Source organism: Rhizobium sp. ZPR4 (assembly GCF_040215725.1).
Taxonomy (GTDB): Bacteria; Pseudomonadota; Alphaproteobacteria; order Rhizobiales; family Rhizobiaceae; genus Rhizobium; species Rhizobium rhizogenes_D.
This window is the reverse complement of the sequence record NZ_CP157967.1, coordinates 3847693-3866162: the sequence shown is the minus strand read 5'-3', so window position 1 is coordinate 3866162 and position 18470 is coordinate 3847693. Positions and strand designations below refer to the sequence as shown.

Annotated in this window: 22 protein-coding genes; 11 read left to right on the top strand and 11 right to left on the bottom strand. The window is 61.7% G+C overall.

What is annotated here, in order from left to right; all coding sequences use genetic code 11:
• Positions 1 to 14: 14 nt before the first annotated feature.
• Positions 15 to 551, bottom strand: coding sequence for a dihydrofolate reductase family protein (locus ABOK31_RS18550; RefSeq protein ID WP_349959027.1), 537 nt, complete (start codon positions 549 to 551; stop codon positions 15 to 17).
• 30 nt (positions 552 to 581) lie between these two features.
• Entirely contained in the window at positions 582 to 2183 is a 1602-nt protein-coding gene (locus ABOK31_RS18545) for an FAD-dependent monooxygenase (RefSeq protein WP_349957116.1), read from the bottom strand.
• 205 nt (positions 2184 to 2388) lie between these two features.
• Between ABOK31_RS18545 and ABOK31_RS18540 the strand changes: the two genes are divergently transcribed.
• A complete protein-coding gene (locus ABOK31_RS18540) occupies positions 2389 to 3015 on the top strand; it encodes a TetR/AcrR family transcriptional regulator (protein WP_349957114.1) in 627 nt (208 codons plus the stop codon).
• Positions 3016 to 3138: 123 nt separating this feature from the next.
• Here ABOK31_RS18540 and ABOK31_RS18535 read toward each other — a convergent pair whose 3' ends face one another.
• On the bottom strand, positions 3139 to 4035 hold the full coding sequence (locus ABOK31_RS18535) for an SDR family oxidoreductase (protein ID WP_349957113.1): 897 nt from the start codon (positions 4033 to 4035) through the stop codon (positions 3139 to 3141).
• A gap of 93 nt (positions 4036 to 4128) precedes the next feature.
• Between ABOK31_RS18535 and ABOK31_RS18530 the strand changes: the two genes are divergently transcribed.
• On the top strand, positions 4129 to 4962 hold the full coding sequence (locus ABOK31_RS18530; protein ID WP_174178896.1) for a helix-turn-helix transcriptional regulator: 834 nt from the start codon (positions 4129 to 4131) through the stop codon (positions 4960 to 4962).
• Positions 4963 to 5217: 255 nt separating this feature from the next.
• On the top strand, positions 5218 to 6159 hold the full coding sequence (locus tag ABOK31_RS18525) for an NmrA family NAD(P)-binding protein (RefSeq protein WP_349957112.1): 942 nt from the start codon (positions 5218 to 5220) through the stop codon (positions 6157 to 6159).
• Between the two features lie 16 nt (positions 6160 to 6175).
• Here ABOK31_RS18525 and attM read toward each other — a convergent pair whose 3' ends face one another.
• The gene (gene attM / locus ABOK31_RS18520) at positions 6176 to 6967 is read right to left on the bottom strand and encodes an N-acyl homoserine lactonase AttM (RefSeq protein ID WP_349957111.1); all 792 of its coding nucleotides are present in this window, start codon (positions 6965 to 6967) and stop codon (positions 6176 to 6178) included.
• Between the two features lie 110 nt (positions 6968 to 7077).
• Between attM and ABOK31_RS18515 the strand changes: the two genes are divergently transcribed.
• The gene (locus ABOK31_RS18515) at positions 7078 to 7980 is read left to right on the top strand and encodes a LysR family transcriptional regulator (RefSeq protein ID WP_349957110.1); all 903 of its coding nucleotides are present in this window, start codon (positions 7078 to 7080) and stop codon (positions 7978 to 7980) included.
• Here ABOK31_RS18515 and ABOK31_RS18510 read toward each other — a convergent pair.
• Entirely contained in the window at positions 7977 to 9287 is a 1311-nt protein-coding gene (locus tag ABOK31_RS18510) for an MFS transporter (RefSeq protein WP_174178904.1), read from the bottom strand. The two genes, ABOK31_RS18515 and ABOK31_RS18510, sit on opposite strands and share 4 nt — an antisense overlap.
• A 110-nt stretch (positions 9288 to 9397) precedes the next feature.
• Between ABOK31_RS18510 and ABOK31_RS18505 the strand changes: the two genes are divergently transcribed.
• Positions 9398 to 9850, top strand: a complete 453-nt coding sequence (locus ABOK31_RS18505; protein ID WP_349957109.1) for a helix-turn-helix domain-containing protein — start codon at positions 9398 to 9400, stop codon at positions 9848 to 9850.
• Positions 9851 to 9979: 129 nt separating this feature from the next.
• On the opposite strand, the gene ABOK31_RS18500 is transcribed toward ABOK31_RS18505, so the two are convergent.
• Positions 9980 to 10456, bottom strand: coding sequence for a MarR family winged helix-turn-helix transcriptional regulator (locus tag ABOK31_RS18500; RefSeq protein WP_349957108.1), 477 nt, complete (start codon positions 10454 to 10456; stop codon positions 9980 to 9982).
• A gap of 97 nt (positions 10457 to 10553) precedes the next feature.
• Between ABOK31_RS18500 and ABOK31_RS18495 the strand changes: the two genes are divergently transcribed.
• Both ABOK31_RS18495 and ABOK31_RS18490 read left to right on the top strand, forming a co-directional pair.
• A complete protein-coding gene (locus ABOK31_RS18495) occupies positions 10554 to 10922 on the top strand; it encodes an antibiotic biosynthesis monooxygenase family protein (RefSeq protein WP_349957107.1) in 369 nt (122 codons plus the stop codon).
• Between the two features lie 62 nt (positions 10923 to 10984).
• A complete protein-coding gene (locus tag ABOK31_RS18490) occupies positions 10985 to 11431 on the top strand; it encodes a DUF1772 domain-containing protein (protein ID WP_349957106.1) in 447 nt (148 codons plus the stop codon).
• 2 nt (positions 11432 to 11433) lie between these two features.
• Here the strand turns inward: ABOK31_RS18490 and ABOK31_RS18485 are convergent, their stop codons facing one another.
• The 4 genes from ABOK31_RS18485 to ABOK31_RS18470 all read right to left on the bottom strand — a co-directional run bounded on the left by ABOK31_RS18485 (position 11434) and on the right by ABOK31_RS18470 (position 14242).
• Complete coding sequence (locus ABOK31_RS18485; RefSeq protein ID WP_349957105.1) at positions 11434 to 12315, bottom strand: NAD(P)/FAD-dependent oxidoreductase; 882 nt, start codon at positions 12313 to 12315, stop codon at positions 11434 to 11436.
• Positions 12312 to 12761, bottom strand: a complete 450-nt coding sequence (locus tag ABOK31_RS18480) for an Rrf2 family transcriptional regulator (protein WP_349957104.1) — start codon at positions 12759 to 12761, stop codon at positions 12312 to 12314. Before ABOK31_RS18480 ends, ABOK31_RS18485 begins: the two co-directional genes overlap by 4 nt.
• 72 nt (positions 12762 to 12833) lie before the next feature.
• Entirely contained in the window at positions 12834 to 13418 is a 585-nt protein-coding gene (locus ABOK31_RS18475) for an isochorismatase family protein (protein WP_349957103.1), read from the bottom strand.
• Positions 13419 to 13492: 74 nt separating this feature from the next.
• Positions 13493 to 14242 (bottom strand): sulfite exporter TauE/SafE family protein, encoded by a 750-nt coding sequence (locus ABOK31_RS18470; RefSeq protein ID WP_349957101.1) that lies wholly within the window; start codon positions 14240 to 14242, stop codon positions 13493 to 13495.
• A 98-nt stretch (positions 14243 to 14340) separates the two neighbouring features.
• Here ABOK31_RS18470 and ABOK31_RS18465 point away from each other — a divergent pair, with 98 nt between their 5' ends.
• The 4 genes from ABOK31_RS18465 to ABOK31_RS18450 all read left to right on the top strand — a co-directional run bounded on the left by ABOK31_RS18465 (position 14341) and on the right by ABOK31_RS18450 (position 18096).
• Complete coding sequence (locus tag ABOK31_RS18465) at positions 14341 to 15222, top strand: LysR family transcriptional regulator (RefSeq protein ID WP_349957100.1); 882 nt, start codon at positions 14341 to 14343, stop codon at positions 15220 to 15222.
• An 84-nt stretch (positions 15223 to 15306) separates the two neighbouring features.
• Positions 15307 to 16113: an alpha/beta hydrolase gene (locus ABOK31_RS18460; RefSeq protein ID WP_349957099.1), complete on the top strand. Its 807-nt coding sequence runs from the start codon at positions 15307 to 15309 to the stop codon at positions 16111 to 16113.
• Positions 16114 to 16249: 136 nt separating this feature from the next.
• Positions 16250 to 17371: an alkene reductase gene (locus ABOK31_RS18455; RefSeq protein ID WP_174178924.1), complete on the top strand. Its 1122-nt coding sequence runs from the start codon at positions 16250 to 16252 to the stop codon at positions 17369 to 17371.
• Positions 17368 to 18096 (top strand): SDR family NAD(P)-dependent oxidoreductase, encoded by a 729-nt coding sequence (locus ABOK31_RS18450; protein WP_349957098.1) that lies wholly within the window; start codon positions 17368 to 17370, stop codon positions 18094 to 18096. The genes ABOK31_RS18455 and ABOK31_RS18450 overlap by 4 nt, the downstream gene beginning before the upstream one ends.
• A gap of 40 nt (positions 18097 to 18136) precedes the next feature.
• Here the strand turns inward: ABOK31_RS18450 and ABOK31_RS18445 are convergent, their stop codons facing one another.
• On the bottom strand, positions 18137 to 18427 hold the full coding sequence (locus ABOK31_RS18445) for a hypothetical protein (RefSeq protein WP_349957097.1): 291 nt from the start codon (positions 18425 to 18427) through the stop codon (positions 18137 to 18139).
• Positions 18428 to 18470: the final 43 nt, after the last annotated feature.

The window sequence follows — 18470 nt, the reverse complement described above, 5'->3', positions numbered from 1 at the left end:
TCGGCTTCGCTTGGTCATCGTGCAATTACATAGGTCGATTGTACCAACCCGGAAGGAAATGGGCGGGTGCTTACGTGCTTGAGATGAACGTCGCGCGAAACCGGGCCGAACAAGGGTCGGCCGCTGCCGAGCAATATGGGAATGCGCGTGATCACCAGATCGCTGATCAGGCCTTCCTGAAGGAAGGATTGGATGACGCGTCCCCCATCGACATAGACGCGACGGCACCCTTCAGCTTTAAGCATGGCCATCGCTTGCTGTGGCGACTTCTGCGTGAAACGGACCTTGTCGGCAAGCTCAGCCGGAACTGGCTCTTCCACCAGAGTGGCCGAAAGAACGAGCACCGGGCGCGTATAGAACCACGGCCTCATCTCACGGACCGTTTCGAAAGTGCCGCGGCCCATGATGATGGCATCGATGTCCTTGATGAAATCGTTATAGCCATGGTCTTCGCCGGAAGCATCATATTTGAGCAACCACTCGATGCTGCCGTCATCGCGAGCGATGAACCCATCCAGGCTGGTTGCAATGAAAACATGGCCGGTCACTATCTCATATCTCCATAATTATACATTGTATAATTATGGATTGCTGGCGTTGTCAAGGAGTGCTGATGAAAGGGTAACCCGAGTGCCGCTAATCCGCTCCGCTTCGCCGAACCAGCGAGATGCAGCCTCGGCAGCGGCTTCAAAGTCTAGTTCAGCGTCACCGACCCAGGCAACCACACCATCGGGCCGCACGAGCAAGGCGCTCAAGCCCAGCCGATCCTTTGCGGCGCTCACGACATAAGTGATCCGGTCACCCCAGCAGCCTGCAAGCGCTTCAAGTGATGCCCGGGCATCGAAATCCAGCAACAAGCCCTTGCCTGTTCTGAGGTGATCGCCAAGTCTCGTTCCATCGACGAGCTCGAAATCAGGCGCGCTCCGACCCACGAACGGATTGGCGTCGCCAAGATCGTAGCGGAGAGAGACGCCCCAGACGCGCTCGGCGAAATAGGTGGCGCCGTCGCGCGTGTCGATCAGATCGCGGATGACGGCTTTGAGTGCGCGTGAGCTCGGGCTCGGTCGCATGAGCGCGACCTGGGCGCGCGACCAGTCGAGCACCTGTGCGCCGACCGGATGCCGTTCACGGAAATAGGTATCGAGCAGGCCCTCCGGCGCCGCGCCGCGGATGGTAGCGGCAAGCTTCCATCCGAGATTCATCGCGTCGCCCAGGCCAAGATTGAGACCTTGGCCGCCCAAGGGGGAATGGATGTGAGCGGCATCGCCGGCAAGCAAAACGCGTCCTCTTTTATAGGCTGTCGCCTGGTAAGCACGATCCGTCCATGTGGTGACAAGCTTGAGCGCCGTCACGGTAACGTCGGTGCCGGAGATGCGGCGCAGTACGGCCTGCACATGCTCGCGCGTGATTGGCTGGGTCCGGTGGAAAGCGCCGCCATCGAAATCGACCATCGCGACCGTCCCCGACGGCGAATAGGTGTACATGCCGGTTGCCGTGTAATGGCGACCGGAACGAAGCTTGTCCGGGTCCGCCATCTCGATTTCGGCGGAATAGCCGGTGAATTCAGGATCGGTGCCGACGAATTCGAAACCGCCGGCCTTGCGGACGGTGCTGCGGCCGCCATCGCAGCCGACGAGCCAGCGCCCGCAAAAGGTCTCGCCTCCGGCGCAGACGCTGACACCTTCATCCGACTGCTCGAAGCTCTCGACGCCGAAGCCGCGCCTGATCTCGGCCCCCATCGCCTGAGCGCGAGCAGCCAGGATGGCTTCGAGGCCCTCCATCTCGACCATCATGCTCCTACCGGCCGGGCTCGGCAGACGATAGGGCCACTTCGAAGCATCAATCTTGTCGTGGAAGAACTGGATGCCGGCGAAATGGCCGCCCGGGTGGCGCGACTGATGCATCCAGTGTGCAGCCGATGCGGCGCGATCGCCCGAACCGTCCTTCGCAGGTTTGGGCGCAGCGACATCATTCAGCAGGCCGCGACGATAGAAGGCTTCGATGGTTGGGGCGGAAAGGCCGCGCATGCCGAATGGAAGGCGCTTCAGGGGCGAGTGCGGATCCTCGGACTGCTCCAGCACCAATACGGAAAGGCCGGCGAGACGCAGCTCACACGCGAGAAACAAGCCGACGGGTCCGCCGCCGGCGATCAGAACATCATAAATCAAGACAGAACTCCTCAAGCGAGCGGCGCCGCAAGGGCGCCAGACATTCCGGCTTCGATCACTCTCGGCCGGCGCGAGTCGTTGGAAAATGCCCATCCCTATTCGGGCGGGCGACGGTCCGGTCACAGGAACAGCCATAAAGCCTGTGCCGATTGCACTGATTTTGTGATCGCGATACGATTTTTACACTCAGTATAAATTTACTTATGGTATAAATATTCTCATGTCAAACCGAATCAAACTCCGGGACCGCAAGAAGGAGATGACGCGTCAGGCGATCTCGGAGGTCGCAACGCGCCTGTTCGTCGAACATGGCTTCGATCATGTCTCCGTCGCCGATATCGCCTATGAGGCTGAAGTCGCCAGAAAGACGGTGTTCAACTATTTTCGCCGCAAGGAGGATCTGGTCTTCGATCGCGAGGATGAGGTGCGGGAGCTGGTGCGGAAAGCAATTGCCGATCGCGGCCGGCAGCCGCCGGTCCATGCCTTCCAGACGCTGATGCGGGAACTTTTGGAAGCACAGCATCCCTTGTTCAGGATCACGGAGCGGCCGATCGCGTTCTGGCGCATGGTCGCGGAAAGCCCGGCGCTGACGGCGCATGCGTGCGGACTGCAGGTGAGCCTTGCCGGTGATCTCTCGGGAATGCTGTCCGATGCCGTGGGCCGGCCCGCTTCCGATCCCGAAGCGCGGCTCGCCGGCACCATGCTGATGGCGACACTGGTGACCGCCTATGGCGAGGCGCTACGCGCCTTTCGCGAAAACCGAAAGCCCGAGGCGGCGCTGTCGAGCGTTCTGGACCGAGGCTTTGCGGGCGTCGACGCGGCACTTGCCGGGACGCCGTACGTCTGACTCTGGAAATCTCCGGGTCTCAGCCTGAAAAGACAAAACCCGACCGAGGGGGCGGTCGGGTTTTCGAATGTGTGGTCAATCAGACCGTCGACCATCGGCGGATCGTGGCCGATGACACCGGCATCACGCAGCTAAAACCTGCAGCTCGGCAAGGTCCTCGAGCAGTGTCGGACCCGTGGGCTCCCAACCTAGCTTCTGCCGCGTTTTGGCGCTGGAGGCCAGCATGTCGCGCGTGGCGAACATGGAGAGCCAATCGAAATATTCCTGAGCCTCTTCCTTGCCGACGGATTTCACCGGTAGGTTCAGACGGCGGCCGATGACTTCGGCGATATCGCGCATCGCGACGCCTTCCTCGGCAACCGCATGGTATTTAGCGTTCGGCTCGGCGCGCTCGACAACGAGGCGATAGAGGCGAGCGACGTCGGTAAAATGCGCTGCCGGCCAGCGATTGCGCCCATCCTCGATGTAAGCGCAGACGCCCTTCTGCCTGAATATCTCGATCAAGGGCGTAATGAGCCCCTGACTGACCGGATCATGCACCTGCGGCAGCCGCACGACCGAGACGTTGACGCCGATCTCGCTCGCCAAGATCCCAGCTTCCTCGGTGGCCGCTCGGGGATGCTTGTCGGAGCCGACGATCGGATTGTCTTCGCGGGCGGGCTCGCCGGGGATCGTGTTGGCGATCGGCGTGCCCGACGTAATGACCAGCGGACGGGCAGAGCCGGCCAGCGCCGAGGCGAGCGTTGCAATGACGCGGCGGTCATCCTCGCAATTCTGGACGAATCTCGAGAAGTCGTGGTTGAAGGCAAGGTGAATGACGCCGTCCGACTGCGAGGCGCCGCTTTTCAGGATGCCCATATCCTCGATCGTGCCATGAAGGACTTCGGCGCCGGCAGCGGCAAGTGCTACCGCCTTTTCTTTCGAGCGCGAAAGGCCGAGCACCTGATGGCCGGCGCCGATCAACTCCCTGACGACATGCGAGCCGATATTTCCGGTCGCACCGGTAACGAATATACGCATATGCACTGTCTCCTTATTTCGTCGGAGACAAGTCTGTGCTCATCGTTTATTCTGGTAAAGTAGTGACCTTATCATAGTAAAGACACTAACAGGATGACCGATCTCATCGAAACCGAAAACGTGCTCGGAACCTATCTCAGGGACCGTCGCGCAAAACTCGAGCCATCCGCGCTCGGATTTGCCGGCGAGCGGCGGCGCACGCCCGGGCTTCGGCGCGAGGAAGTGGCACAGCGCGCCAATATCAGCCCGACATGGTACACATGGCTGGAACAGGGGCGCGGCGGCGCGCCCTCCGCCGATGTGCTGGACCGGATCGCCCGCGCTCTGATGCTGACGGAAGTGGAGCGCGAGCACCTGTTCCTGCTCGGCCTTGGCCGGCCGCCGGAAGCACGTTACCGCAAGAATGATGGCGTGACGCCACGCTTGCAGCGCGTGCTCGATGCGCTGGAGCCGAGCCCCGCACTCATCCGGACCGCCACCTGGGACGTCATCGCGTGGAACCGAGCAGCACCCGTGATGCTGATCGACTACGGATCATTGCCGCCGGAAGAGCGCAACATCCTGCGCTATATCTTTCTCGATCCGCGCGCCCGCGCCGTGCAATATGACTGGGAAAGCGTCGCCCGTTTCGCCCTGGGCGCTTTCCGCGTCGATGCGGCTCGCGCAGGCGCATCAAGCGAGATCGAGCCTTTCGTGGCGGAACTTTGCCGCATCAGCCCGGAATTCAGGGCCATGTGGCGCGAAAACGACGTTCCCGGCACCCATACCGAGGCCATCAAGCATATACGGCATCCCATCCTCGGCCCGCTCGCCTTCGAATATTCTGCCTTTTCGGTCGATGGCCGCACGGATCTCAGCATGATCGTCTACAACCCGGCAACGCCTGATGATGCCGAGCGGATCAGATCGCTGCTGCCGCAATCTTAAAGGAAGAGCAGGCGAAACGGAGGTGTTGGCCGATATCCATCTGTTGACGCCAGCGAGAAAGCCGGCCTAAATTCTGTCCGTCGAAAATGGCTGGCTTGGTCTCGGTAGGCCCAGGCCCTTCTCCCTGAATGGAGAAGCTCTGTTTCGCGCTCGCGCGAATACCCCGACAGTCCCTGCGCCTCGTGCGCGTTTCGGGTCTGCTCGGTAGCTATTTGACGGTGCTCCTCGGCAGACCACATTCGAAGGAGCCGTTGTATGTCCATGATTGATCAATCCAAGCCCATTCTCGTCTATCTCGCCGCCGGCGTTCAAGGTAGCGCCGTCGTCCACGCCGCGCTTCGACGCGGCTTCAAGGTTCGTGCCCTTGTCCGCGACCGAGGGCGCGCCGCCGCAGTCCTGCCCCCTGGTGTCGAGCTTGCCGAAGGGGATCTTCGCGACGCAGCCTCGCTTCTTGCCGCCAGCGCCGGTGTCGCCCATGCCGTGCTGCAGATCCCGATCGGGTCTCAGGCGGATATGCGTATCCAGACAGAGAATGCGGTATCGGCTTCGCTTGCCAGCGGTATGAACTCCGTCGTCCTGAAGCTCGCAAGCGCCAGCCGACCGGCGCCGTGCGAAGAACCGAGCTTCGTCGCCAACGCCATGATCGAAGACGTCGTTCGTGCATCCGGGCTACCGTTCGCCATCGTCCGCCCGACCATGTATCTCGATAATCTGCTAAAGCCATCGGCACGCAAGGACATTGTAGGGTATGGCATATTCGCGCCACCCATTGCCGAAGCCCAGCGTATCGCCTGGACTTCAGTCGATGATTGCGCTCGCGCCGCTGTTACTCTTCTGGAACGTGGCATTTCATCCGGCGATCATCGCATCGCCGGGCCGGAGAGCGTTGATGGAAACCAGCTTGTCACGCGCATCGACGCGGGGCTTGGTCGCCGGATTGCCTATCGTCAACAGCCGCTCGACGAATTCGAGCGGGATGTCGATGCGGCGATGGGGCCGGGAACCGGACGCCGCGTTGCCTCGAAATTCCGCTACTTCGCATCGCATCCGGAAGATGCGGATGCGATGCTGGCCACGCCCTTCGAGCCGCAAGCCGGCCTTGAGGACTTTCAGCCGACTGGCATCGAAGAATGGGCTCGTCAGCACCGGGCGCAGTTCTTCGATGCGCAACAAGTGCCATCAGGCGGCCAAGGCTGATCAGCGGGATGTACGTTCAATCATAATAGGCCGGGACCTGCTTGAACCCCGGCCATGCCTCGAGGTCATGCCCGGTGACCACCATCGCGCCGGTCTGCTCGGCAAGTGCACGCAGCTTGCCGACGGATCGCACCGTGTCGACGGCGGACGACATGAAGCCGGGAAGCGCCTTTTCGTTCCAGTGATCAAGGGTATAGGCGGCATCGATGGCCAGCAATATCGCGCCCGCATTCGGCAGCTGCACGAGAAAGGATTGGTGGCCGACGCTATGGCCCGGCGTGAAGATCATCCGCAGCACGCCGTCGCCATAGAGATCGTAGCCATCGGTAGCGGCGCCCTCCAGGAAGTGCCACTTCACGCCGGGACGGTCGAAATCCCTCCGGAGATAGGCGCCTGCGGCGAACCAATCGGGCGCGAAGGCATATTCATATTCGCGGCGTTGGACGATGTGGGTCGCGTCGGGGAAACGACCGACAGCGCCGCTATGGTCGGAATGCAGATGGGACAGCACGACGAAGCGGATATCTTCACGGGATATGCCAAGCCCTGCCAGCTGCGCGACGCATCCTTGCTCCTCAGTCATCACAGGCTGATAGCTATCGATCACATCGCCCCAATAGCCCCGCGGATCGGAAAGGCCCTCCACCGCCAGCCCACCATCGATGACGACATTGCCCTTCGGGTGGGTGAGTAGAAACCAGGGCACCGGGATTTCAATATCGGCGTCGCCGCCCTGGTTCATCCTGATGTCGTGAGCCTTGCATCGCTGCGTGCCCGATTGAAACATGTAAAGCCTGATATCGCTCATGAGCCTGACCTGTGATTGACGTTTCGGTGCCGTTTTCGGCGATCGAACGCTTTCCCACTAGCCAGCGTCATCCACTTACATTTATCGGCCGAGCCGATATATTGGCGTGCATGGATCTGTTGGTGGCGATGCGCGTCTATGTCAGGGTGTTGGAAAGGGGCAGCATGTCGGCTGCTGCCCGCGATCTCGGCATGGGCCAGCCCGCCGTCAGCGAACGGATTGATCGGCTGGAGCAATATCTCGGAGCCAAGCTTCTGCTCAGAAACACCCGCAAGCTTTCCGTCACCGATGTCGGCGCGGTCTTCTATGAGCGCAGCAAGCAGGTGCTTGACAATGCCGACGATGCCCTGACCATCGTCAACGGCGATCAATCCTTGCGCGGCACGTTGAGGATCGCAGCACCGCATGGCGTCGGCGAGGTGATCCTGCCATCGATCCTTTTGCAGATGCGCAAGCGCCATCCGCAGTTGAAAATCGAGCTGATCCTCAACGACAGGACCGTCGATCCCGTGACGGAGGGTGTCGACATCTCGCTGCGTCTCGGCGATCTCGGCGAAGGCAGCTTCATTGCCCGCAAGCTCGGACATGTCGGCCGCGTGCTCGTGGCGTCACCGGCTTATCTCGACGAGTATGGGACGCCGACAAAGCCCGATGATCTTGCCGACCACCCATTCCTGCGGGTTGCCGGCCTTTTCAACGGCGGACGGCTTCCCTTGATCGACCCGGACGGCCAAATTGAACTTGCCGTCATCGACATTGTCCTCAGCACCAGCCATTGGCGGCCGCTGCACAGTCTTCTGCTCGATGGCGCCGGCATCGGCGTCTTGCAGGAGCCGGTCTGCGCTGCGGACCTGGCGAGCGGCAGGCTGATCCGCCTGCTGCCCGATATGACCGTACCCGGCTTCGATCTGCATGCGCTTTATCCGCAGATCAGGCCGATGCCGCCGCGCATTCAGGTGGTGCTCTCCCTCTTGGAGGAGCAATTGAGACTGACATCTGTATGGGAAAGCTAGACGCAGACCCGATCGACGCTCTGCGTCGCCGCCTCTGGCGTTGCCCGCAAGGTCAGCGCCCAGAAGAGGAATGTCGCGAGGCTGATGGCCGCACCGGACAGGCAGACACCCGTCCAACCCGCATGGGCATATATGATCGTCGATGTCGAGGATCCCAGCGCGCTGCCGATCGAGTAGAAGACCATATAGGCGGCGGTCAGCCTGTTCTGCGCGTCCGGCCTGATGCGATAGATCATGCCCTGATTGGTGACGTGCGTCGCCTGCAGGCCGAAATCGATGACGAGGACACCGATGATCAGCCATAGGATCGAGCGATCCAGCATGGAGATCGGTAGCCAGGCAAACAACATCAGGGCAAGTGCGATCCCCGTGGTGCGCTGGCCATGACCACGGTCGGCCCAGCGCCCTGCCCTGATGGCGCCCAGTGCCCCGGCGGCACCGGCAAGGCCGAACAGGCCGACTTCGGTGTGGGACAGCGAGTAAGGCGGGGCGGTCAGCGGCAGCACGAGCGGCGCGAGCAGCGTGGTGATATTGGCGAAGATCAGCATGGCGATCACGGCGCGGATGCGCAGCACAGGCTCTTCGACAAGCAGGGTGCCGAGCGAGCGGATGAGACCGAAATAGGAGAGACTACCCTTGGGTCTTTGCTGCCGCGGCAGTGTGCGCCAGAGAAGAAGCGCGATCACCAGCGTCAGTACGGCCGAGACGATGTAGACCGTTCGCCAGCCAGAGAGATCAGTCAGCGTTCCCGCAACGCTGCGCGCCAGAAGAATACCGAGCACGATGCCGCTCGTGACCATGCCGACGATATGGCCACGCTCGGCGGGATGCGCGAGACTCGCCGCATAGGCGACGAGCGCCTGCGTGACCACGGCCAGAAAACCGACGGCAGCCATGGAGGCAAGCAGCATGGCGGCACTGGTCGAAAAACCGACACAGACGAGTGCAGCCGCGCTTAGCAGCGATTGCACGATGATGAGCTTGCGCCGATCGACCAGATCGCCGAGCGGCACCAGCAGGATCAGACCGAGCCCGTAGCCGAGCTGTGTCGCGCCGACAATCAGGCCTGCGACCGTGCGCGACAGATTGAGATCATCGGCCATGACATCGAGAAGCGGATGGGCGAAATAGGCATTCGCCACGGCAAGGCCACTTGCGACGGCAAAGAGGAAAATCGTCGCTCGCGTCAACGGCGAATTGGCCGCTCCGGAATATCCGGCCCCCTCAGGCAAACCTTCTCGCGTGGAATGAAGGCGCACGGCATCCTTCGCGCTGCCGGCCGGCGGCGCGTCCTGATCGATCGTCATTGCAAAACTCCCGATTCTTCGGTTTAATAATGAAACCATCGACCGAGTAACATTATTGGTTTAATCATGCAACCATTCTTGCAGACAAAAGACCGGGAAGGCTTAAGCGCATGGTCGCGCGGAAAAGCCTGAAAGGTGATTATTGCCCCAGCGCCCGCTCACTCGATGTGATCGGCGACTGGTGGTCGCTGCTGATCGTGCGCGATGCCTTCGACGGGCTGACGCGCTTTGGCGAGTTTCAAAAGAGCCTCGGCATCGCCAAGAACATTTTGACCGAACGCCTGCGCACGCTTGTGGCAAGCGGCATTCTGGAACTTGTGCCGACAAGCGAAGGCGGCTCGCGCATGGAATATCGGCTGACGGCGATGGGGAAGGACCTCTTCCCGGTCATGGTGGCGCTGCGCCAATTCGGCGAGCGCCACCTCTTTGCGCCGGCGGAAGAGCACTCGCTACTGGTGGACCGGACAACGGGTCAGCCGGTGAAGCTTGACATCCGGGCGCAGGACGGCCGGTCCATCGGCCCGGACGAGACGGTTATCGTGAAGGTGCCGGAGGAGAATTAGAGCAATTCCAGGAAAAGTGCGAAGCGGTTTTCCGTCCGGAATTGCGTAAAAACAAAAAGATAGAGCGTTTTCGCGATTCGAAGAAAAGCGGAAAGGCTCTAGGCGAAGAACCGGGGCCGCGCTCAGCAGTCAGTCCTGTTCTTCCGCCTCTCCGCTTCTTTCCAGCTTGCTGCGCAGAGCCAGCATAACCTCCCGCATCGTTTCGATATCCTCGATCCGAAGCCCTTCCGCCAATTCGTTGACCCACGGCGCCTGCAGCCGCATGGCGGCATCGAAAACCTGCCTCCCCTTATCCGTCAGCACGACCAGCTGCGCCCGCCGATGATGCGGATTGGTCTCGAAGGTAACGAGACCTTCCTTTTCCAGATCGTTGACGATGCGCTGGATGTTCTGGCGATTGGCGCCCATGTCGCGTGCCAACCACGCAACCGGCTGCGGCCGGTCTGCTGCGATGATGGCGCCCAGAATCTGCCACCTCGCACTCGTCAGGCCAAGGGGAGCCACCAGCCTGTCACCGGATGCAAGCACCCGGCCGTGCAGTTTGAACAGCTCGAGAATCAGGCCGGTCAAAGCGCTTCCGACCGAGGTTTGTTTCGCGTCACTCATTTGTCACCATATAATTTAATTGACACTATAATGTCAATTTACTAGATATGCACCACACCACATTGACATCATATAACCATATTGAACGGAGTACGCCATGTCTCACATGCGCCCAATGGACCCAAACTTTCCGATAGAGCGGCAAGTCGGCATCGATGCCGCCCCCGTCGTTCTTGTGAATGTCTTCACCCTCGACAAGGCGGACGAGGACGTCTTTCTCGATGCATGGCGCGACGATGCCGCGTTCATGAAGCAGCAGCCGGGCTTCATCTCGACCCAGCTTCACCGAGCGATCGGCGAAAGCCCAACCTATCTCAACTATGCGGTATGGGAGACGATGGCTGATTTCCGCGCTGCGTTCACGCATCCGGAATTCAGGGCAAAAATTTCGCACTATCCGTCCTCGGCCGTTGCCTCTCCGCACCTGTTCCAGAAGGTCGCAGTTCCCGGCATCTGCGTGGCGTGAACACGCGTCGGCAAGACCCCGGATCATTGGATCGAACTCAAAAGACCTTAGGAAGAATTGCGATGCGGCTCCTCTTCAACATTCTCGCCATCTCGGGTTCGGCGATGTTTGCCGGCGTCATGCTGACGATTGCGGTGACGCTCGGCGGATATTGGAAAAGCCTTCCGCCGTCCGAGTTCCTCGACTGGTTCGGCCAAAACGGCGAGTTCATCGTGCGCTCGATTCCTCTTGTCGTCGCGCCGACGCTCATCGGTCTGGCCGGTTCGCTGTGGCTTGGCTGGAGCGAGAACGGGGCAAGAGCATTATGGATCGGAGCGACGGTGTGCATCGCCGCCGTTCTCATTCTCACCGCCGCCTGGTTCCTGCCGACCAATGCACAATTTGCGGCAAAGCTGGTTCCTCTGGATAAGGTTCCCGCCAGGCTCGATACATGGCTGATGATCCACAATGTACGGATCGCGCTCGCCACGATCGCCTCGGTGCTCGGCATCGTCGCAATCAGCCGATAGCGTCAGAACACCAGCGAACGATGCAGCTGCGCGCCGGCCCAGGCGCCATCACCGACCGCAAGCGACACCGAATGCGGGATACGGGCGGCATCGCCACAGGCAAAGGCGCCCGAGACGGTGGTTTCCTTCGTGGTGTCGGTCTGGATCTGCGTTCCGAACAGCGTTTCCTCGATCGCGCAGCCGAGCCGCTCGGCAATCGGGCTCGCGGGCGACACGCGCGTCGCGGTGAAAAGCCCGGCAAACGGCAGCAGGCGTCCATCGGCAAGACGCACGTCGGCCTTTCCTTCCAGCCTTGTGATCGGTGCCGCCTCGATCGTTACGCCGCGCGCGGCGAGATCGGTGAGCTGCGCCTCATCAGGGACAAAGCTGCCATTGAGGAACAGCGTCACCTCGCCCCATTCCGGCAGCAACTGTGCCTGATGCACCGACATCGGTCCGGTGGCGATGCAGCCGATATGGCCCTGATCGAGCTCGTAGCCATGGCAATAGGGGCAATGGAAGATGCTCTTGCCCCAGCGTTCGCCGAGGCCCTCGATCTCGGGCAAGGTATCGGAAACACCGGTCGCGAAGAGAAGGCGCCGACCGTCGTGACGCGCACCGTCCGCCGTGGTGACGACAAAGGCATCCTTCTCGCCCTCGGCCTTTTCGGCCATGCCCTCGATCCAGGTCAACGTCGGATAGACGGAAAGCTGCTCGCGCGCCTTGCGGGCGATCTCGCCGGGGTTGACGCCATCCTGGCCGAGAAAGCCGTGGGATTCCTCGGCGAAACGATTGCGGCGCTTGCCGGCGTCGATGACCAGCACCTTGCGGCGGGCACGGAGAAGCTGGAGGGCGGCCGCCATTCCGGCGTAGCTGCCCCCGATGACGATGACGTCATGGGTCATGACAGGGTCCTTTTTGAGCGCCAATGCGCATGACGCCGCGCGAATTCGGCGGCGAGATCGGCAAGCGTGACATTTTCGAAGCGCTTGAGCAGCAAAGCCTCGGCCTCCGCAAAGGCATCGTCGAGCACGGAGTTGACCGATTGCTCGACAAGACACTCAGGCGTTTCGTTGCGGTTGCCGATGGCGAAGACGGCCGGTTCACCGAGCGCCTCGTGCAGCTGGCGCAGCGTGACGTTTTTGAGATCGGCCGCGATCGTCCAGCCGCCGGTATGCCCCTTGGTGGAGTTGACGATGCCAACCTCGCGCAGCAGCCCCATGGTGCGCCGCACGACGACGGGATTGGTGCGCATGCATTGCGCCAGGGTTTCTGAGGTCAGCGGCCCATCCTGCTCGGCCATATGGAGCAAGGCATGGAGAACGGAGGAAAGTCGGCTATCGCGCTTCATGTAACTTCAATTATTACGATTCAACGTGAGTTTCAAGAGTGACCTCATTCCAGGCAGAGGCGGGACCTTCGGCTAAGGTCTCTTTCTGAACCGGACGTCACGCGCGGAGGCGCAGATCCTGATCTCGTCTCCCAGCGACCATTCCGCGGCTCTTGCCGCCATGGCGGCGGGCACGCCTTGCGACCCCGGCCCGGCCGGAACGTCATAGGTCGCGTGCGCATCATGCGGCAGCAGCACACCGTAGCCGCGCTCGAGCGCTCCACGCGCCGTCGCCGCCACACACATCTCCGAAAGCACGCCGCAGACTGCCAGCTCACGTACGCCGAAAGCGGCGAGGATGGCGTCTAGGTCGGTGCCATCGAAGCCATCATCCTTCGTCTTCCGGATGACCACTTCGCCTGATAGAGGCGGGAAATAGAGTTTCCATCCCGGCTGAAGCGGCTCGTCCAGCGCCCCGGCCGGACCATCGTTCTGCAGGAAAATCACCGGCGCCCATGCCAACCGCGCGCTATCTAGCAGGACCTCGACCATCGGCGTCAAAGTGGCATGACCAGGAACCGCCTCCGGACCATCCACGAAGGCATTCTGCACATCGACGACAAGCAGGGCATCCGCGAGCGGATGCTCATCGGAAATCTCTTGCTGTCCTCTTTCCATCGATTTCACCCCACCTTGAAACAACCCCGAAGCATATGGGGACGCACCGGGCAACCCGGCAATATGAGACCGCCTCAGAAAGCGGCTTTGACGATCATCTCGGCGCCAAGCAGCAGAAGACAGACCAGAAACCAGCGGCGGAAGGTTGCCGGGCTGACGCGATTGCGGATGATCTGGCCAGCCCACATGCCGCCAAGCGCCGGGACGATCGCCAGAGTAGAGAGCGCCAGATTGTCGATGCGGAAGGCGCCATGCCAGGCGAGCGCTCCGGCAAGTGCCACGGTGGAGACGGTGAACGAGAGTCCGAGTGCCTGGATCAGCTCCTCCTTCTCCAGTCCGAGCGACTGCAGATAGGGCACCGCGGGCACGACGAAGACGCCTGTGGCACCGGTGAGCAGGCCGGTGACCGCGCCGACGAGCGGCGATAGCAGCGGTTCGAACCTTGCGGGCACATGCAGTTGACGGGCGAGCAAAGCATGACCGGCATAGACGATGAGCGCAGCACCCAGCGCAGCGGTCGTCAGACGTGTATCGCCGTCGGCGAGAAGATATGAGCCGGCGAAGGTTCCAACGGTCACGGCAAGAACCAAGAGGAGGAAGCGACGGGCAAGCGCGCCAAAACTCGGACCTGCGAGCAGCTGCCAGACATTGGTGACGAAGGAGGGCACGATCAGCAGGCTCGCCGCGGTGAGCGGCGAGATCAAGACGCCTAGAACGCCCATTGCCACCGTCGGCAGCCCCAAACCGGTGACACCCTTGACCGTGCCGGCGACGAAGAAGGTCGCGAAGATCGCCGCGACGAGCCATATCGAATGATCCATCATGCCCCTTCACTAGCAGACGCGAGGGTTGGCACAATGCGGATGAAGCGAAGATAGCCTTCGGCTGTTCCGAAGGCTGGATATGCGGTAGTCTGCACCTTATGCGCTTCGATCTGACCGACCTTCGCCTGTTCCTCGCCATCGTCGATGCCGGCAGCATCACGCATGGGGCTGCCGATGTCGGGCTTTCGCTGCCGGCCGCCAGCGAGCGGCTGCGCGACATGGAGGCGAATGGCGGCGTGCGGCTTCTGGAGCGCGGTCGACGCGGCGTGAGCCCGACGCCCGCCGGCGAGGCACTGGCCCATCATGCCCGGCTGATCCAGCGGCAACTGACACAGATGCGCGGTGAGCTTGGCGAACATGCAAGCGGCCTGCGCGCGACCATACGGCTTCTCGCCAACACCGCCGCGATCGTCGAATACCTGCCGCCGCGCCTTGCCGAATGGATGGGAAAGCACCCGCGAACCGATATCGACCTCAAGGAGCGCCAGAGCATCGAGATCGCGCGGGCCGTTTCGGCCGGGCTGGCCGAGATCGGCGTTCTGTCGGATGCGGTCGACACATCGGGCCTGATGTTGCGGCCCTTTGCGATCGATCGTCTGGTGGTGGTGGTGCCTCGCGATCATGCGTTGGCAGCGGCAAAGCACATTGCCTTCGCTGATATTCTGCATGAGCACTTTGTCGGCCTAGCGGGCGGGGCCTTGCAAGAACACATCGACGCACGGGCAACCCGGCTCGGCACCCGGCTGAAGATGCGGGTGCGGATGCGGACGTTCGAAAGCATCTGCGATATGGCAGGCCTGGGCATCGGCCTCGGCATCGTGCCGGAAACGGCGGCGCGCCGCTGCGGCCGATCCGCAAAGATCGCTGCGCTTCGTCTCACCGACAGCTGGGCCACCCGCCAGCTTTCGGTCTGCGTTCGCTCGCTCGAAGACCTGCCATCGCCGGCCCGCGATCTTTTCGAGCATCTGGCAACGATATGACCACGGCCTGTTGAAAAGACGCGTTGGGATCGACTAGTCTCGCCATATGGCTGTCGGGAGGAGACGGTGCAATGGGAGGTGGGCATGGAATTTCACGACGACGAGCTTCATCGCTTCGAAGCCGAAGGGGCTGCGCCGTTGCCGCATACCGAGACGGAGGGTCACATCGATCATGATGGTGCCCGCATCTGGTATGCCTCCTATGGCAGCGGCGCGCCCGTGATCCTCCTGCATGGCGGGCTCGGAAACAGTGGCAATTGGGGCTATCAAGTGCCTGCGCTCATCGACGCAGGCCATCAGGTTACCGTCGTCGACAGCCGCGGGCATGGGCGCAGCACGCGGGACGAGCGGCCTTACACCTACGAGCTCATGGCCTCTGACGTTCTCGCCGTCATGGACAGGCTGAAGATCGAAAAGGCTGTCATTGCCGGATGGAGCGACGGCGCCTGCATCGGCATGGTGCTCGGAAAAACCCATCCGGAGCGTGTTTCCAGCGTCTTCTTCTTTGCCTGCAACATGGACCCGAGCGGCACGAAGGAATTCGTGGCGACGCCGGTCATCGAGCGCTGCTTCTCGCGCCACACGAAGGATTATGCGGCCCTGTCGGCCACGCCGGACAAGTTCGATGCCTTCGTCGAGGCTGTCGGCCTGATGCAGCGGACCGAGCCGAACTACACAATCGCCGATCTCGCCGGGATCGATGTGCCCGTCGCCATCGTGCAGAGCGAGCATGACGAGTTCATCAAATCGGAACACGCCGATTATCTCGCGCGGCACATTCCCGGCGCGAAGCTGATTCCTCTGCCTGGCGTCAGCCATTTCGCGCCGCTGCAACGACCGGCGCAATTCAACGCCGCCTTGCTCGGCTTTCTCGCAACAATCCCGGCCTGATACGAGATTCAGTTGCGCACGTCCGATTGTTGGAATAAATGATGGCCATCATCTTATTCGAACTCCCGAGACCGAATCGCCGCTGACAGGCCCTTCCGCCCCGGGGAGCAATTTTGGCTCCAGGCAGGAGAATTTTATGACAGCTACTTTGTTTTCGCCTCTTTCCGTCGGCCCCTACGAGCTTGCGCATCGCATCGTCATGGCGCCTCTCACCCGCATGCGGGCGAGCCAGCCGGGCAATGTGCCCTCCGCATTGAATGCCGAATATTACGCCCAGCGCGCCAGCGAGGGCGGGCTCATCATTTCCGAAGGTTCGCAGATTTCACGCGCCGGACAGGGCATGCCGGCAACACCCGGCATCCACACGGCCGAACAGATCGCCGGCTGGAAGGCGGTGACCGACGCTGTTCATTGCAAGGGCGGCAAGATCTTTCTGCAGCTCTGGCATGTCGGCCGCATTTCCCATTCTTCGCACCAACCTGATGGAGCGGCGCCGATCGCTCCTTCCGCGATTGCCGCCAAGGGTGATGCCTTTACCGCCTCCTTCGAGCGCGTTCCCTTCGAGACACCCCAGGCGATCGATATCGACCTCATGCCGCTTTTGATCGACGTTTATGCCCAGGCGGCCGCCAATGCCAAGCAGGCCGGTTTTGACGGCGTCGAGATTCATGGTGCCAATGGCTATCTGATCGAACAATTCCTGCAAGCCCGCACCAACCAGCGCACCGACCAATATGGCGGCTCGATCGACAATCGCACGCGACTGCTGCTGGAAGTGGTCGAGGCGGTTTCCGAAGTCTGGAGTTCGGAGCGCGTCGGCGTGCGCCTCTCGCCATTCGGTATTGCCAATGACAGCGGCGAGGACGATCCCTTGCGTCTCTACGGCCATGTCATTCGCGAGCTGGACCGGCTGAACCTCGCCTATCTGCACCTGATCGAGCCGCGCGCCAGCGGTGCCGGCCAGGCCGAAGTCGACCACAAGAACGTGCCCTCGGCCGCGGAACTCTTCCGCCCCGCCTGGTCCGGCACGCTGATCGCCGCCGGCAATTTCCGACCTGATACGGCCGAAGCCATGCTCGCCGCCGGCCATGCGGATGCCATCGCCTTCGGTCGCCTGTTCATCGCCAATCCGGATCTGCCAGAGCGTATTCGCCGCGGGGCGCCTCTTAACGCCTATCATCGCCCGACCTTCTACGGCGGCGGCGCCGAGGGCTACACCGACTATCCGACACTCGATGCCAGGGAGGCCGCCGAATGAGCACGCCAAGCGCAATTATCGTCGGAGTGGGTGCCGAGCAGGGTCTGGGTGCGGCACTTTGCCGGCTTCTCGCAGACAAGGGCTATCATGTCGTCATCGCTGGCCGGACGGCGGCAAAGATCGATCAGGTGGCGGCCACCATCAATGCGTCCGGCGGCAGCGCCGAAGCGATCGAAACCGATGCGACGGATGAGGCGGCTGTCGTCCGGTTGTTCGAACATGCCTTTACCGCGCGCGCGGATATTGCCGCGCCCGATTTCGTCGTTTTCAATGCCGGCATCAATCGTCCGATCGGCTTTCGCGATCTGACGGCCGCTCAGTTCGAGGAATTCTGGCGTATCTGCTGCTTCGGCGGTTTCCTCGTCGGCCGTGAGGCGGCGCGTCATCTGGCGCCGCTCGGCCGTGGCACCGTGATCTTCACCGGCGCCTCCGCCAGCCTGCGCGGCAAGGCGGGCTTTGCGCAATTCGCCGCCGCCAAGGCCGGTCTTCGAATGATCAGCCAGAGCATGGCGCGCGAGTTCGGCCCTCTCGGCCTGCATGTCGCCCACACCATCATCGATGGCGGCATAGACGGGGAACGGCTGCGTTTGCGCCGGCCGGATGTGGATGCCGATGGGCTGCTGAATATCGATGCCATTGCCGAGAGCTATTGGCACATTCATCGCCAACATCCGTCGGCCTGGACGCAGGAGCTCGATCTCCGTCCCTACAAGGAAAATTTCTGAGGCCCATCGAACTGATGTTTCAGGGTTTCCAAACATTGCTCTAGCAATTCCGTGACAGCGCCTTGGCAAGAGCGAGAAGCTTCGGGTCTTCAAGCCCGGTGCGATGCCTGACACCGATTTCGCTTTCGGTGTCCGATGGCTCGCTTGGTATCGTGAAAGACCACGCCGACGGACGCTTCTGGCGGCGGAAAAGCCCCGCCAGCCGGCGAAGCAGGCTCGGCCTGCCGGCCGTGCCCTCATGTTCGGGCGACGGCGGATCGGCGGCATACGGATTGCAGGGGTCACCCCATCGATCATCATAGAGATCCTTGAAGAGATAATTGGTCAACATCGGCTTATCTTTCACATTTTGAATCGATTCAAAATCGACTTAC